At 42.3% G+C, this 14,582-nt stretch carries 15 protein-coding genes; 12 read left to right on the top strand and 3 right to left on the bottom strand.

The features are described from left to right. The first annotated feature begins 28 nt into the window (after positions 1-28). Both pscS and MMAH_RS03525 read left to right on the top strand, forming a co-directional pair. Positions 29-1,222, top strand: coding sequence for an O-phospho-L-seryl-tRNA:Cys-tRNA synthase (gene pscS, locus MMAH_RS03530; RefSeq protein ID WP_013037166.1), 1,194 nt, complete (start codon positions 29-31; stop codon positions 1,220-1,222). Beyond that, positions 1,219-2,226 carry a DUF169 domain-containing protein gene (locus tag MMAH_RS03525; RefSeq protein WP_013037165.1) on the top strand — a complete coding sequence of 336 codons (1,008 nt, stop codon included), beginning with the start codon at positions 1,219-1,221 and terminating at the stop codon, positions 2,224-2,226. Before pscS ends, MMAH_RS03525 begins: the two co-directional genes overlap by 4 nt. Positions 2,227-2,344: 118 nt before the next feature. Here the strand turns inward: MMAH_RS03525 and MMAH_RS03520 are convergent, their stop codons facing one another. Continuing rightward, on the bottom strand, positions 2,345-2,590 hold the full coding sequence (locus MMAH_RS03520) for a sulfurtransferase TusA family protein (protein WP_013037164.1): 246 nt from the start codon (positions 2,588-2,590) through the stop codon (positions 2,345-2,347). A 305-nt stretch (positions 2,591-2,895) separates the two neighbouring features. Here MMAH_RS03520 and MMAH_RS10735 point away from each other — a divergent pair, with 305 nt between their 5' ends. From MMAH_RS10735 to MMAH_RS03510, 3 genes are all read left to right on the top strand, one after another. Continuing rightward, complete coding sequence (locus tag MMAH_RS10735; RefSeq protein ID WP_342626790.1) at positions 2,896-3,285, top strand: MarR family transcriptional regulator; 390 nt, start codon at positions 2,896-2,898, stop codon at positions 3,283-3,285. Between the two features lie 191 nt (positions 3,286-3,476). Beyond that, on the top strand, positions 3,477-4,454 hold the full coding sequence (locus MMAH_RS03515; protein WP_013037163.1) for a radical SAM protein: 978 nt from the start codon (positions 3,477-3,479) through the stop codon (positions 4,452-4,454). A 10-nt stretch (positions 4,455-4,464) separates the two neighbouring features. Continuing rightward, a complete protein-coding gene (locus tag MMAH_RS03510) occupies positions 4,465-4,866 on the top strand; it encodes a Mov34/MPN/PAD-1 family protein (RefSeq protein ID WP_013037162.1) in 402 nt (133 codons plus the stop codon). 91 nt (positions 4,867-4,957) lie between these two features. Here MMAH_RS03510 and MMAH_RS10440 read toward each other — a convergent pair whose 3' ends face one another. Beyond that, positions 4,958-5,188: a hypothetical protein gene (locus MMAH_RS10440; protein WP_157198686.1), complete on the bottom strand. Its 231-nt coding sequence runs from the start codon at positions 5,186-5,188 to the stop codon at positions 4,958-4,960. A 247-nt stretch (positions 5,189-5,435) separates the two neighbouring features. Here MMAH_RS10440 and MMAH_RS03500 point away from each other — a divergent pair, with 247 nt between their 5' ends. From MMAH_RS03500 to MMAH_RS03485, 4 genes are all read left to right on the top strand, one after another. Further along, positions 5,436-5,954, top strand: coding sequence for a deoxyuridine 5'-triphosphate nucleotidohydrolase (locus MMAH_RS03500; RefSeq protein WP_013037160.1), 519 nt, complete (start codon positions 5,436-5,438; stop codon positions 5,952-5,954). A 44-nt stretch (positions 5,955-5,998) separates the two neighbouring features. Continuing rightward, on the top strand, positions 5,999-6,790 hold the full coding sequence (locus MMAH_RS03495; protein ID WP_013037159.1) for a 2-amino-3,7-dideoxy-D-threo-hept-6-ulosonate synthase: 792 nt from the start codon (positions 5,999-6,001) through the stop codon (positions 6,788-6,790). A 360-nt stretch (positions 6,791-7,150) separates the two neighbouring features. Continuing rightward, positions 7,151-8,908 (top strand): glycine--tRNA ligase, encoded by a 1,758-nt coding sequence (glyS, locus tag MMAH_RS03490; protein WP_013037158.1) that lies wholly within the window; start codon positions 7,151-7,153, stop codon positions 8,906-8,908. Between the two features lie 75 nt (positions 8,909-8,983). Then, positions 8,984-11,248: a DEAD/DEAH box helicase gene (locus MMAH_RS03485; protein ID WP_013037157.1), complete on the top strand. Its 2,265-nt coding sequence runs from the start codon at positions 8,984-8,986 to the stop codon at positions 11,246-11,248. Positions 11,249-11,250: 2 nt separating this feature from the next. Here MMAH_RS03485 and MMAH_RS03480 read toward each other — a convergent pair whose 3' ends face one another. Beyond that, positions 11,251-11,742, bottom strand: a complete 492-nt coding sequence (locus tag MMAH_RS03480) for an Sjogren's syndrome/scleroderma autoantigen 1 family protein (RefSeq protein ID WP_013037156.1) — start codon at positions 11,740-11,742, stop codon at positions 11,251-11,253. A 219-nt stretch (positions 11,743-11,961) separates the two neighbouring features. Here MMAH_RS03480 and MMAH_RS03475 point away from each other — a divergent pair, with 219 nt between their 5' ends. Genes MMAH_RS03475 through sepS form a run of 3 tightly spaced genes read left to right on the top strand, consistent with a single transcriptional unit; the run spans position 11,962 to position 14,547 of the window. Beyond that, positions 11,962-12,234: a UPF0147 family protein gene (locus tag MMAH_RS03475; RefSeq protein WP_013037155.1), complete on the top strand. Its 273-nt coding sequence runs from the start codon at positions 11,962-11,964 to the stop codon at positions 12,232-12,234. Between the two features lie 45 nt (positions 12,235-12,279). Then, positions 12,280-12,915 carry a translin family protein gene (locus tag MMAH_RS03470; protein ID WP_013037154.1) on the top strand — a complete coding sequence of 212 codons (636 nt, stop codon included), beginning with the start codon at positions 12,280-12,282 and terminating at the stop codon, positions 12,913-12,915. 12 nt (positions 12,916-12,927) lie between these two features. Then, positions 12,928-14,547, top strand: coding sequence for an O-phosphoserine--tRNA ligase (sepS, locus tag MMAH_RS03465; protein WP_013037153.1), 1,620 nt, complete (start codon positions 12,928-12,930; stop codon positions 14,545-14,547). The last annotated feature ends 35 nt before the right edge of the window (positions 14,548-14,582 follow it).

Below are 14,582 nucleotides of genomic sequence, written 5' to 3'. Positions count from 1 at the left end.
ATTATAGGACTAAGCAGGGGAAATTTGAGTGAATCTGGATATTTACAATAATCTGAAACGTGGAGTTGAGAGTACATACATAAACCTGAATCCTATCCAGCGAGGCGGAGTACTTACAGCTGAAGCCAGGAAAGCAGTACTTGAATTTGCAGACGGCTATTCGGTATGTGATTATTGTTTCGAATCCAGGGTTGACCTGGTTCAGAAACCGCCGGTCAGGAATCTTTCCGCAGATATAGCAGAATTCCTTAATATGGACGATGTCAGGTTCACAGCCGGCTGCCGACACGCAAAATGGGCAGCTATGCATATGGTGACCGAACCCGGTGACACCATCGTTTTGGATTCCCTTGCCCATTATACATCTTATCTGGCAGCAGAAGCAAACCAGTTAAAAGTGGTTGAAGTACCACATAACGGCTATCCCGAATTCACCATAGATCCACAGATGTATGCCGAAAAATTCGAAGAAGTCGAACGAAAGACCGGTTCTCTTCCTGCACTGGCACTGCTTACCCATGTGGATTATCGTTATGGGAATGTAGCTGATGCCGCAGCTGTGGGAAAAATATGCAAAGAATACGGAGTTCCGTTCCTGTTGAACACGGCATACTCCTCAGGCATCATGCCTATTGATGGCAAGAAACTTGGTGTAGATTTCCTGTGCGCTTCAGGACACAAAAGCTGGGCAGCATCAGCTCCTATGGGAATTCTTGCGACCACTTTTGAGTGGAGCCAGCAGGTGTTTGAAAAATCAACTATCCGTGGAGACTGGAGTGGTCGGGGTTTCACGAAAAAAGAAGTTGCACTGTTTGGATGTTCACCTGTGTTCGGGGCACCGGTGATGTCACTTATGGCTTCATTTCCTGCTGTTGTCAAACGTGTCAAGCACTGGAATGAAGAGGTAGAAAACGCCCGTTACCTTGCTTCCCAGCTTGAACGAATAGAAGGGTTCCACCAGATGGGTGTAAAACCAACCGAGCATACACTGGTGGCTTTTGAGACATTCCCATTTTATGAAGTTTCAGCCACAACAAAAAGGCGAGGATATTTCCTCTACCATGAACTTAAAAAACGGAAAATTACCGGAGTGCACCCTGGAATGAGTAAGAATTTCAAGTTGAATACCTACGGACTTAGCAGGGAACAGGTTGAATACGTGGCAGATGCTTTCATAGACATTGCCAGAGAACATGGTATCAAGGTGGGGGCTAGTACATGACATATGCAGAAATGACAAAAAGATTCAGACACTTTTTTAGACTTCCGCTTACACCGATTGCTGTTAAACTTAACAGTGATGAGACAGCAAACATCACCTCCCCAATGCGTTACTGTGAAATGGTACGTAAAAGTGCTGCATATGGCACTACATTCACAGCTACCATTGATGATATCTCCTGTGCAAGTGCAGAACTGGCACTTGGTTTCACAGAGCCGAGTTATGGAGAGGTATATCCCCGAATTAAGCCGGCAAATATAGATAAAATAACCGTGGCACCACTTGATAAATGTGAATTTGAACCGGATGCAGTAGTAGTTATTGGAAATGCCAGTAAACTCATGCTATTGGCAGCGACCCTCGCTAAGGTAAAAGGGAACATGATAGAATCAAAATTCAAAGGAGAATTTGCAGTTTGTGGCGAATGTACTGCCATTCCTGTGATGGAAAACACTGTGAACCTCTCGCTTCTGTGTAGCGGAGCACGCATGTTCAGTGATTACAGAAACGATGAAATTGTGTTTGGATTCCCATTGGATTCCTTTATAGAGCTTACAGAATCTCTCAAAGAAGAGAGCATCACAAAAGCTCTCTGTGGATGCCTCATGGATGATCTTCCAACCAGAGTGGTGGATTCCATTCTTGCTCTTGGATTTACAAAAGGAACAGACCACTTCCTGGGACGTTTCAAAAACGAGATCATAAGACTTTATATACCAAAGGATGAAAAAGGAAAAAGCACATCAGTCACACTTCATATCCCAGTCAAATTTAAGGACACAAATGCGGCAGAAAAAGCATTGGATATGACAGCAGACTTATTCGAAAACACCCTTATCTACCGCAGACGCGATAACTGGATCGATGTTGTCCTATTAATAGAACTTCACGAATCCATCAATCGTGCGGCTATGAGAGGTGAGAAGTTCGAAGCGATCATAAATCGCGGAATAGAAGTAATGCTTGACAACGTTGCAAAATTCAAGAGAAAAGTAGCTCAATGAATTGGATTCTTGCCAAAAGAATCCAACTCCTTTTTTGCATCAGTCCCGACGTGGGACAACAAGGCCTGATAGTTTAAATTGAACTGGCACATTGATCAAATTGGCCTGTAAATAGAGGTTAAACCTTTCGATCAAGCTTTTTTATGTGAACTTTCCAGAGATTAGTATCTATATGATCTATTCCAAGAACTGTATGCCCTTCATTCCTGACACTCTTGGGAACGTTTCCGATCGCAGGCGCGTGGTCGAAAATGACTGTCAGAACCTCTCCACTCCCCATTTGTTCAAGCTGTAATTTTGTTTTTACAAAAGTAAACGGGCACACTTCTCCTTTTAAATCCAATTCAGTTGTTTGCTCTTCCATATTATTACCTTTTTAATTGACAACTTGAGCCTTCTACCACGAGGGATAAATAAGTTGAGGTACAGGCAAATAGGAAAATGTCCGAATAAATGTGCAGGTGGGAAAACAGGGACCATATAGTTTAGAATAGTGTCCAGTCAGAATACATAGCATAATAATTTGCGCTATAAGTTATTTTAAAAAGGTTGGAATATACTGCATCAAATTTATATACTAAAAGGTATATGTCACTATTGTGAAGTTCACTATTGTGAAGTTCACTATTGTGAAGTTCGCTGATAAAGGAAGGTGAAATAACATGAGGGATCGTTTTTGTTGGCAATAGTAAAGCAGACGCACAGATTGTAAAAAAAGCAAACAACCATAACCGAAAAAAACTTCGAGAAACAATCGAAGAATTACCACCATCTGCAAAACTTGTCCTCAAGGTCCTGGAATACGGTGGATACCTGACCCAGAAAGAAATTGCAGAAGAAAGTTATCTTCCACCCAGAACAGTAAGATATGCATTAAACCGGCTAAAAGATGAAAGGTTTCTGCAGGAAAGGTTCTATTTTAAGGATGCAAGGCAGAGTCTATACGGTTTAAGCTACCTATCAGACGGGCATGAAACAAATGAAATGCCTGTACAGGATTCAGTTGATGTCTCCTTCACCGGTGGATTCACAAAGAAATATGAATTACCGGTCAATTGAAAATAACGCAGATGGAAAAGTAAGGGTCGTATTGGTCTAGTAGATGTCGGCTCTGCTTTTCAATACTACCTCTATTTATGATGAATAAAAATTATTCCAATACAGAAGAAATGGAGATAGAAGAAGAAATGGGTGATGCTGCTGTTATTTTCATTTATGTATCTAATTAAAAATATTTATAAGTGAATTCTATGGAACCAGAAATTAAGGCTGAACTAATATCAATCGGTGCTGTAAATCTGGACAGGTCACTGCTTGGTAGAATTACAATCCCAACAGCAGGGCCCGGAGCAGGAAATACCGCATTTTTCCTCAAATCCGGCAGGCATCGTGTACGCCTTACAGTAAATGAAGGTTCACCCCTCAAAGCTGTAATGGATAAAGGGGAAATTGTGATTTTGAAAGGGGGAAACGAGCTTGTAAGGGGACATCTCGAAGAAGAACTTATCCACTGCCCCGGGCAGGCATATATCACCATAAGTGAGAAGTGTGTATATAATTGCAAATTCTGCCCCGTTCCGAAACTTGGCGGGAAGGTGAAAAGCCTTGATGAAGTGCTGGAACTTGTGGATATGGGATATTCTTCGGGAATGATGGAAGCGATATCCATTACCTCAGGAGTTGAGGAAACAGCAGAAAAAGAGGTCAAACGTGCTATTGAGGTCCTCAATGCGGTAAAAAAATACAATGTACCCATAGGCGTATCCATATATCCGACTCAAGGCAGTTCTGCCTCCCTGAAAAAAGCCGGTGCAGATGAAATAAAATACAACGTAGAAACGATGGACCGTGATCTATATCCCACGGTATGCCCGGATCAGGAACTGGACGAAATCCTCTGGTATCTGCGAGAAGCCGTGGATATCTTCGGAAAGAATAAAGTATTTTCCAATTTCATAATCGGTCTTGGGGAATCCGATGAAATTGTGGAAAAGGGATTGGAAGAACTTGCTTCGTTGGGTATTATACCGATTTTACGCGCCGGAGGCGTTCATCCTTTGCGCATGGGTGATATCGACATTGAACGTCCGACTAAATACAGGCTGCTTAAACTTACAAAGGTCCTCCGCAACATACTGGACAAACACGGGTTGCGGGCCGATATTTCAAGAACAATGTGCCTTCCGTGTACTGCCTGTGACCTAAATCCCCATATTGACCTGGAGTGATCCATACATCATGACCGCCAGTAAAATAGGTATTTCACAGGAACACCTTTCGATCATATTGGAAGAACTTGAATCAAATCGTCCTTTTGAAGCCTGTGGTGTACTGTTAGGAATCAATGAAGGATATGTGGCCTCCATAAAGAGGGTAGTTCCTGTGAAAAACTCCAGGCGTACACAGTACAGTTTTGAACTTGATTCCACGGAATTCTACAGAATTTGGAATGATGCAGAAAAAGAGGGAATGGATGTAGTAGGAATTTATCATACCCATCCAGCAAATACTGCAAGACCTTCGGACCGGGACAAAAAATCCATGCGTAATTTCCCTCTAATCTGGATCATTGCAGGTAATGATGGAGTATTTGCTTACAGGTTTGTGAAGGAAAGGTTAAGTACTGTGCATATCGTGTAAATCATTTTTTATTTGCCAATCTTTTTATTATGATAATCTTCAATGGGTAGCACTAATACATCACCCCATCCTTAGATGTACAATTTCACATTCAATAGTACATCACAAGATAGAGGTGGACTCCCAGCAGATAAGAAAGGAACCATAATGCAGCTATGAGTTTCATTGCAACGAATCGATTGAGAATATCCTTGACCCTGCCCATAAAAAGTAATTCTACATAAAGGCCCAAGAGAAGGACAAAAAGGCCCAATCCATGATGGAAAAGCAATTCTATATTGAAGAACGTGTTAAAATAATAAGTAGACCTTACGCCAGACATAGCAGGATACATAAAAAATATTGTCAACAAAAGCTGTGCAAACAAAGCAAAACCCATTATACGACAATGGAGTTTAGTTTTATTATTGCGAACAAGATATATTGAGACGAGTATAATAATGATCAGAAGTGTTTGAATAATAAGGTTCAACATAAAATACCCTTCCAAAGAATCTTACTGAATATTGGGACAGAATGATATAAAAAACTGCCTTACAATAGAAATACAAAAAAGAGGTATATAACACATGTCAATGCTATCAAAAAACGAACTTAACAAACTTCTGGAGGTAGATAAGCCTCTTGTTGAAGGGTTTGTGAATCAAGAGCTTCAGGTGCAACCCAATGGAATTGAACTTACACTTGAAAGTGTGCACAGCCTAAATGGAAAGGGTACCATCGATTTTGATAATTCAAAAAGACAAATTCCTGAAAGCATACCTCTTGATTTTAATGAGGAATGGATTGAGCTTGAAAAAGGCATATATAAAATTATCTTTAATGAAATCGTTAATATCCCTAAAACTATTGCAGCACTCGCAACACCAAGGTCAAGCCTGATACGTGCCGGAGCAACCCTGGAAACCGCTGTATGGGACGCCGGATACCGGGGCAGAAGCGAGTGTTTACTGGTTGTGTATAATCCCAATGGCCTGAAACTGCAGAAAAATGCGCGTCTCATACAACTTGTATTTTATACCCTGCACACAGAAGTTGATGAAGGATACAATGGTAAATACCAGAATGAGAATACCTGCTCACAATAATTTTTTATAAAAATACATGTACATAGATGTACAGGAGAGTACACATGAGTGAAATTGGCAAATCCGTAAGGATCGAACGCATATTCGATCGTAATACACAAAACGCAATAATCATACCAATGGACCACGGAGTAGGGGCAGGACCTCTAAGAGGACTGACAGACATGCCTGCTACTGTAAATAAAGTTGCTGAAGGTGGTGCAAATGCAGTATTGGGACATATGGGACTTCCCAAATACGGCCACAGAGGATATGGGAAGGACGTGGGATTGATAATCCATCTTTCCGGCTCAACATCCCTTGGTCCTGACCCAAATCACAAGGTACTGGTTACCACCATCGAGGAAGCCATTAAGGTGGGCGCTGATGCAGTATCAGTGCACATAAATATAGGTGCAGATGATGAGGCAAAGATGTTGCAGGATCTTGGAAGAATTGCAAAGGGCTGTGATGAATGGGGAATCCCACTTCTTGCAATGATGTATCCCAGAGGACCCCGCGTAGCATCAGAACATGATGCAGATTATGTGAAACATGCTGCAAGAGTGGGTGCCGAACTGGGGGCAGATATCGTTAAAACAAATTACACAGGAGATATTGATTCATTCAAAGAAGTCGTGGAAGGCTGCCCGGTACCTATTGTTATAGCAGGCGGCCCCCAGATGGAAACAGAAGAAGACCTCCTGCAAATGATACATGATTCACTGGAGGCAGGCGGCAGAGGTGTTGCAATCGGCAGAAATGTATTCCAGTCCGAAGACCCGGTCGTTACCGTATCTAAAATATCCCGCATTGTACATGGGGGAGAAACTGTGGAGGAAGTCCTCAATAGATAAAAATTGAAAAGAAGAGAGCAAGACCATGTAAGTGGTATGGCCAAATGAAGATATGTTAGGTGGTGGTGGTACGATATGAAATTGGTCTTGCCCAATAAAGTGTATATACAGTCCTCTATAAATACTTTTTTAATACAATCATCATAATGATGAGAAATTAAAAGATATATATACAAATAAATATGATTTAAAAATATTGACAGATCACACATACTCTATAAAGTGAGCAAACGTTGTTAGATTTTAATTGTTCATAATTATTGTACAATTTTGAAATAGTTCGACAGAATTAAATGTTATGGAAATATGGAGAATGAGATCACTTTCATTAATATCGTACCATTTATCGAGGATTAAATTATGGACAAATATGAGCAGGTTATCGAACTGGCAAAACGACGCGGATTCCTGTGGAACTCTTTTGAATTATACGGAGGTACTGCCGGATTCTATGACTACGGACCCCTGGGAAGTACCCTGAAACGCAGAATAGAGAACATATGGAGACAATTCTATGTTGTCCGGGAAGGCTTCATGGAAATAGAAACTCCTACCATTGGCATAGAGGACATATTCGTAGCTTCGGGTCATGTAGGTGGCTTCTCCGACCCCTTATGTGAGTGTGAACAATGCAAAGAGGCCTTCCGGGCAGATCATCTGATCGAGGACTATGTAGCGGTTGCGGATGCATTGAGCAATGAAGAAGTAGATGATATAATCAGCAAATATGATATTTGCTGCCCGGAATGTGAGGGAAAACTTGGAAAGGCAAGGGAGTTTAACCTGATGTTTGAGACGAGCATAGGACCCGGTAATGGCAGACCCGGATACCTGCGTCCGGAAACCGCCCAGGGAATTTTTATTGATTTCCAGAGGCTGGCACGTTATTACAGGGAAAAACTGCCCTTCGGTGTAACCCAGATCGGTAAATCATACCGTAATGAGATTTCCCCGCGACAGGGTGTCATAAGACTCAGGGAATTTACCCAGGCTGAGGCTGAAATATTCATCCATCCACAAGAAAAAAAGCACCCTGAAATTGCTGCAGTTGAAAATGACCTGATAATACTTTATTCCGATAAAGCCCAGGAAAGAGGAGAACTGGAAGAAATGACAATTCGGGAAGCAATCGACAAAAAAATCATTGCCCACGAATTCCTTGCCTATCATATTGCACTTACCAACCGTTTCCTCAAACGTATTGGTATTTCTCCCGACAAACTGAGATTCCGCCAGCATAAGAAAGATGAGATGGCACATTATGCAATCGATTGCTGGGATGGCGAAATCAAAACAACTCGTTTTGGATGGATAGAAACAGTGGGTATTGCTGATCGGACTGACTATGACCTGAATGCTCATACAAAAATGAGCAAAGACGATCTGGCTGTCTATATTGAATATGATGAACCTAAAATGGTGAAAAAATTTGCTGTAAAACCGGATATGGGAAAACTGGGGCCCCTGTTCAGGAAAAAAGCAAAGGATGTTGCAGAAACCCTCAAGCAACTCGGACCTGAAGAACTTGAAAAAGATGGCGATATAAACATAGTAGTCAACGGCGAGGAAGTTTCAGTACCAAAAGATGTTGTTTCAGCTGAGGAAGTGGAAGAGAAAATAAGCGGGGAAACTGTGGTACCCCATGTGATCGAACCTTCCTACGGAATCGACAGGATATTCTATACATTACTGGAACATGCTTATGAGACCGAAATGGCCCCTACAGCTGAAGAAGAAAAGGAAGAAGAGCGCACTCTTCTCAAATTTAAGAGCGAAATCGCCCCAATACAGGTAGCAGTCCTGCCACTTATGAAAAACAGTGATGAACTGGTCAGTAAAGGCAGGCAGATCGTAAGTAACCTCAAGGACATGGGATTGATGGTGGCTTATGATGATTCGGGAACCATCGGAAGAAGATACCGCAGGAATGATGAAATCGGTACTCCATATTCGATAACTATCGACTATGAAACCCTTGAAGATAATACCGTTACGATTCGTGAGAGAGATACCATGAAGCAGGTTCGCACCCCTGTAAGTGATCTTGAAGGAAACCTGAATAAATTGATCAGAGGAAAGATGGAGTTAGAGGAAGCCGGAAGGCCCCTCTCCCTCTAATACTTTCAACCCGCACTGATAAGTTATTAATAAAAATTATTTGTTATTTCCCTTTAAAGATAAGTAAAGGGTAATATGGTAAAGTACATACAACACCCCCTGATAAAACCTGATTCTGCAGAACAACGTCTCTATCAGCTTGACCTGGCAGGCAAAGCGCTTTCCTCCTCTACACTGGTAGTCCTTCCCACAGGACTGGGCAAAACAATAGTAGCCCTGCTTGTTATGGCATCAAGACTGGAGACCACGGGAAAAAAAGTGGTGATGCTATCACCCACAAAACCACTGGTCGAACAACACGCAGCTTTTTTTAGCCAGATGCTAAACCTGAAACCTGAAGAAGTGATGACTTTTACGGGAAATCTTCCTCCTGCAAAGAGAGAAAAGATGTGGGAAAAGGGCAGGGTAATAGTATCCACACCACAGGTTATCGAGAACGACCTGCTCACAAAAAGGATCAGTCTTCGGGATGTGGCCCACATAACATTCGACGAAGCACACCGTGCTGTTGGAAACTATTCATATACCTACATTGCAGAGGAATATTTCAACCAGGCAAAAGAACCCCTGTGCCTGGCAATTACTGCAAGCCCGGGCAGCTCTGATGAAAAGATAGCAGAGGTCTGTGAGAGTCTGCATATCGAAAAGGTGGCAGTCAAAACAGAAGACGATTCTGATGTTGCCCCTTATATCCACCATAAACAAGTCGAATGGGTTCACTTAAAATTGCCCGATGAAATGCAAAGCCTTAAAGGTTTGCTTGATAAAGTCCTGGAAGACAGGATTCAAAAACTGGATGAACTGGGATACAGACTGCCCTACGGGAAAAAAACCTCAAAAAAGGAACTACTGGGACTTCAAAGAAAAATGCAGGGCCAGCTCAGAAGTGGAAACCCCGATCCTTCCGTATACAGTTCCATATCCCTCATGGCAGAAATCCTCAAAGCAGGCCATGCAATAGAAGTAATTGAAACCCAGGGTGTGGGTGCTCTTGCCAGATATGTGGACCGCCTGGAAAGGGAAGCCTGTACAAAGGGAGCGAGTAAGGCTTCTAAAAGACTCATGGAAGACCTGTTCATGAGGCAATTATCCCATCGTCTTAAAGAGTGCGGCGCAGAGCATCCCAAGCTTGAAACCGTGTGTAACATTGTAAAAGAACAATTAACCTCCAATCCAGATTCAAGAGTGATCGTTTTTACCAATTTCAGGGATACCGCAGAAATGGTAACAGATGCACTATCAGAGATTGAAGATATAAATCCAGTGAAATTCGTAGGGCAGAGTTCAAAATACAAAGACAAAGGACTAACCCAGAAACAACAGGTCGAAATAATTGATCATTTCAAACAGGGTAACTTCAATGTACTTGTTGCAACTTCCGTTGCTGAAGAGGGACTGGACATACCTGCAACAGACCTGGTTGTTTTTTATGAACCAATCCCCTCGGAAATACGCAGTATCCAGAGAAAGGGGAGAACCGGCCGCAAACATGCCGGCAGGGTTGTAGTTCTGGTAACGAAGGGAACCCGGGATGAAGGCTACTACTGGAGCAGTGCAAACCGGGAAAAGAAGATGCAGGGCAATATCAAACAACTCCAGGAAACACTAGCCACAGATGAACAAGAAAATGCTTTCATAAAAGAAAAGCAGCGCAGTCTTGAGGATTTCGACAACAATGTGGAACCTGCAGATGAAAGCGGACCGGAAGTCGTGGCGGACCAAAGAGAGATACGAAGTACTGTAACACGCAATCTACAAAAAGCAGGTGCGTCCCTTAGTGTAAGAACTCTCGAAGTGGGAGATTACGTTGTCAGTGAGAATATCGCTATCGAGAGAAAGGAAAGCGGGGATTTCGTTAATTCACTTATAGAGGGGAAGCTCTTTGAGCAGATTTCAAACCTGACACGCACTTATGAAAAAACCATCCTGATTATCGAAGGGGGTGGACTATTCAACGCCCGGCGTATCAATCCCTCTTCAATTTACGGTGCAATGTTATCAATATCAATGGATTTTGAAACAACTATTCTCCATACCAGAGACGCAGAAGAAACAGCAGCCCTCATACTCCAGATAGCAAAAAGACAGCAGGGAAAGGATAAAAAACCTATCAATCCCCACGGGAAAAAGGCTGCTCCTATCCTTTCGAAACAGCAGGAATATATTGTATCCGCAATACCCCAGCTTGGACCACAGGCAGCACGCAACCTGCTAGAACATTTTGGATCTGTGGAAGCCGTTATGAAGGCTTGCGAAGAAGAACTCAGGGAAGTGAAACTCATTGGCCCTAAAACCGCTGCACGTATAAGAGAAGTGGTTTGTAGCGAATATAAAGGATAAGATCAGGAATTATGTCTTATCCTTTCCAGAATGGTAACTCCCCTCTCTATAAGATCAAAAGCATCTTCTACTCTCCGAGGATCAGTTTCTGATTGAATATTTTTTGCTATTTCAACAAGTTTGGATTCAATCAATTGCTCAAGGGAACCTGCAACCTTCCTTTCAGCATGCAATGCATCGGACACCGGTTCATGAAGGTGAGTATCAGGTTGCTCCGAAGAAACTTTTGCTTTACTTTCAACATTCTCTGCTTCAAACTCCTCTTTTTTGCCGGTGGATACTTCTGTTTCAACAGAAGGGATAGTTTCCTCTACCTTTTCATCCTGGGCCTCTTCCCCCTCTTCCGCAATATTGCATAGAGGACATAGGACCTGACCCTGATAACGGAATAAAGGAGAGCCACAAGTATCACAATGTTGTGCAAGCATTGTGCCACCCAGTTCAAGCAATTTAGAAATTCTTCTTATTTTAGCATCGTCATTATTTCTTCCCATTATTATCACATCACAACTAAAAGAACAATATGTAGCCAGAATACAACATTCAGTACAAAGAGGTAATAGTCCACCCAGGAATTTAAATCTGACTGAATTAAAAGGCAACTTCCATAAGATAAGATTCCAACAAACGGGTAAGTTTTTATATGAGATTATTAGTTAGACATACAGAACTAACTCTTATTTTATGCCCCTAATTAACTCAAGGTGATCAAAATGCTGTCTGTTAATACTAAAGATGTTATAGAGCAATGCACACAGGTACTGGAGCACATAGCAAACGATAATTCAGTCCCAAGAAATATCAGGCGCTCCGCAACCGAAGTCGTGGAAAAGTTAAACGATGACAGTGAAGCCCTTTTCCTGAGAGCTTCTTCAAGCATATCCATTCTTGAAGATATCAGCAATGACCCCAACATTCCCCTTCATACCCGTACATTAATCTGGAATGTAGCAAGTCAGCTTGAAACAATACCTGTGGATGAATAATTCATCAGGTATCTTTTTTTATTATCTAAATAATTCCTAATAAACATGGATTCTATTACCGGCATCCTTATTGGAAATTTTGAAGAAAAGGATGCTGCACGGGAAAAGGGTCTGGCCCTGTCACGTAAACTTGTAAGAGCCTGCCGTACAACTACTATCGCCATTCATCGCAAAGATCGGGATACTGTCGAAAAGAATATCCTGACTGCTCATAATTATCTCCGGGAAATGAATGAAACCCTGGGAAAATACCCTGAAATATATTACAAAGGACCTGTGGGACAGGCACAGCAGGAATATGCGGAATGTATTATCACCTATTCTTTACTATGTGAAAATAAGTCACTTGAGGAACTTCCAACCCCCAAGCAGATGGAAATCGAAGATTCAGCCTATCTTAATGGCCTGGCAGAGGCAGGCGGCGAATTGAGAAGGCATGTACTTGATCTGATAAGAGAAGACAAAGTGGCAGAAGGGGAACAATATTTACAAATTATGGATAACATTTATTCGTTTTTGATCATGTTTGATTATCCCGATGTAATTACCGCAAACCTCAGGCGACACACGGATGTACTCAGATCCCTGAATGAAAAGACCAGAGGAGATCTGACACATGCATTACAGCAATATAAATTCCAGAAATTAATGACAAATTCTCAGGAAATAAAGCAAATTTAAAAGGGAACTCATATGAAATTCGATCCTGATAAAATAAGAGAAAATGCCAGCGAAGATTTTGACAGGGCCTGGAACGATAGCGCAAAGTATGTCAAAAAGCCCCTGTTCAATGAACGCTACCCCATAACATCAATCAACTATGGTAAGCCTCATCCTGTTTATGATACTATTTCAAAACTCAGGGAAGCCTATCTTCGTATGGGTTTTGAGGAGATGATGAATCCCATCATTGTTGATGAACAGGAAGTGCACAAACAATTCGGCCATGAAGCATTGGCCGTACTTGACAGATGTTTCTATCTGGCAGGACTTCCCCGCCCAAATGCCGGCATATCCGATGAGCGGATATCAAAAATAAAAGAAATGCTGGGAGACCTTTCCACAGAAGATATTGATATAATAAGAAAGGTCCTGCACGCCTATAAGAAAGGAGAGATCGAAGGCGATGATCTTGTTCCCGAAATGGCCGCAAAGCTGGACGTGTCAGATTCCCTCATAGTCGAAGTAATAGATCAGGTGTTCCCGGAATTCAAGGAACTGGCACCCAAAGCCGGCAAACGTACCCTGCGCAGCCATATGACCTCCGGCTGGTTCATCAGCCTATCAGAGATTCTCAAACGCCGTGAACCACCATTCAATTTGTTCTCCATCGACAGGTGCTTCCGTCGGGAACAACAGGAAGATGCTGCTAGGCTTATGACCTATTATTCAGCATCCTGTGTTATCATGGACGAGGATGTGACTGTGGATCACGGCAAAGCTGTTGCACAGGCCCTGTTGTCCCAATTTGGTTTTGAAAAATTCCAATTCAGGCCAGATGAAAAACGCAGTAAATATTACAGTCCAGATACCCAGATAGAGGTATTTGCATACCACCCAAAACTTGTAGGTTCCAATACCAAATATTCAGATGGGTGGGTAGAAATTGCAACTTTTGGAATATACTCCCCGATACCTCTTTCAAAATATGATATTCCCTATCCAGTGATGAATCTGGGCCTTGGGGTTGAAAGGCTTGCCATGATCATCCATGAGGCCACCGACCTGCGGGGCATGAGCTATCCACAGATGGAATTGTACTCTGAATGGGAGATGTCCGACAGCGAACTTGCCAGACATGTCGAAATTGACATGATACCCGAATCATCCCAGGGCAGGGAAATATTCGAAGCCATTGTTAAGCAGTGTGAGACCCATGCATCCGAACCCAGCCCCTGTGAATTCCCTGCGTGGGAAGGAGAAATTGAAGGGCACAATGTAAAGGTTTCAGTCATCGAACCAGAAGAAGACACTAAACTCTGTGGCCCGGCTGCTTTTAATGAGATTGTAATTTACAATAACGATATCCTGGGATTGCCAGATAACAAAAAATGGAAAAAAGCATTTTCCAACCATTCAGCAAGGACTGGTGTCAGGTTTATTGAAGCACTGGCAGCAAAGGCAGCAAGCGAGATCGAAGATGCTGTTGCAAAGGGCGATACTGAAATTGAGACACGCGCACGGATAATAAAGACACCTGCAGAAATCAATATTAAACTCTCCCCCCTTGCCCAGCGTTACGTGACCGGCAAAAACAAGAAAATCGACATACGGGGACCTGTGTTTACCACGATAAAGACAGAAATTTCATGAAAACGTTGTCAGATTCCGCTCTATAGTGGTTCAGA

The sequence above is a fragment of the Methanohalophilus mahii DSM 5219 genome, assembly GCF_000025865.1.
GTDB lineage: Archaea > Halobacteriota > Methanosarcinia > Methanosarcinales > Methanosarcinaceae > Methanohalophilus > Methanohalophilus mahii.
This window is presented reverse-complemented; position numbering and strand designations above follow the sequence as displayed.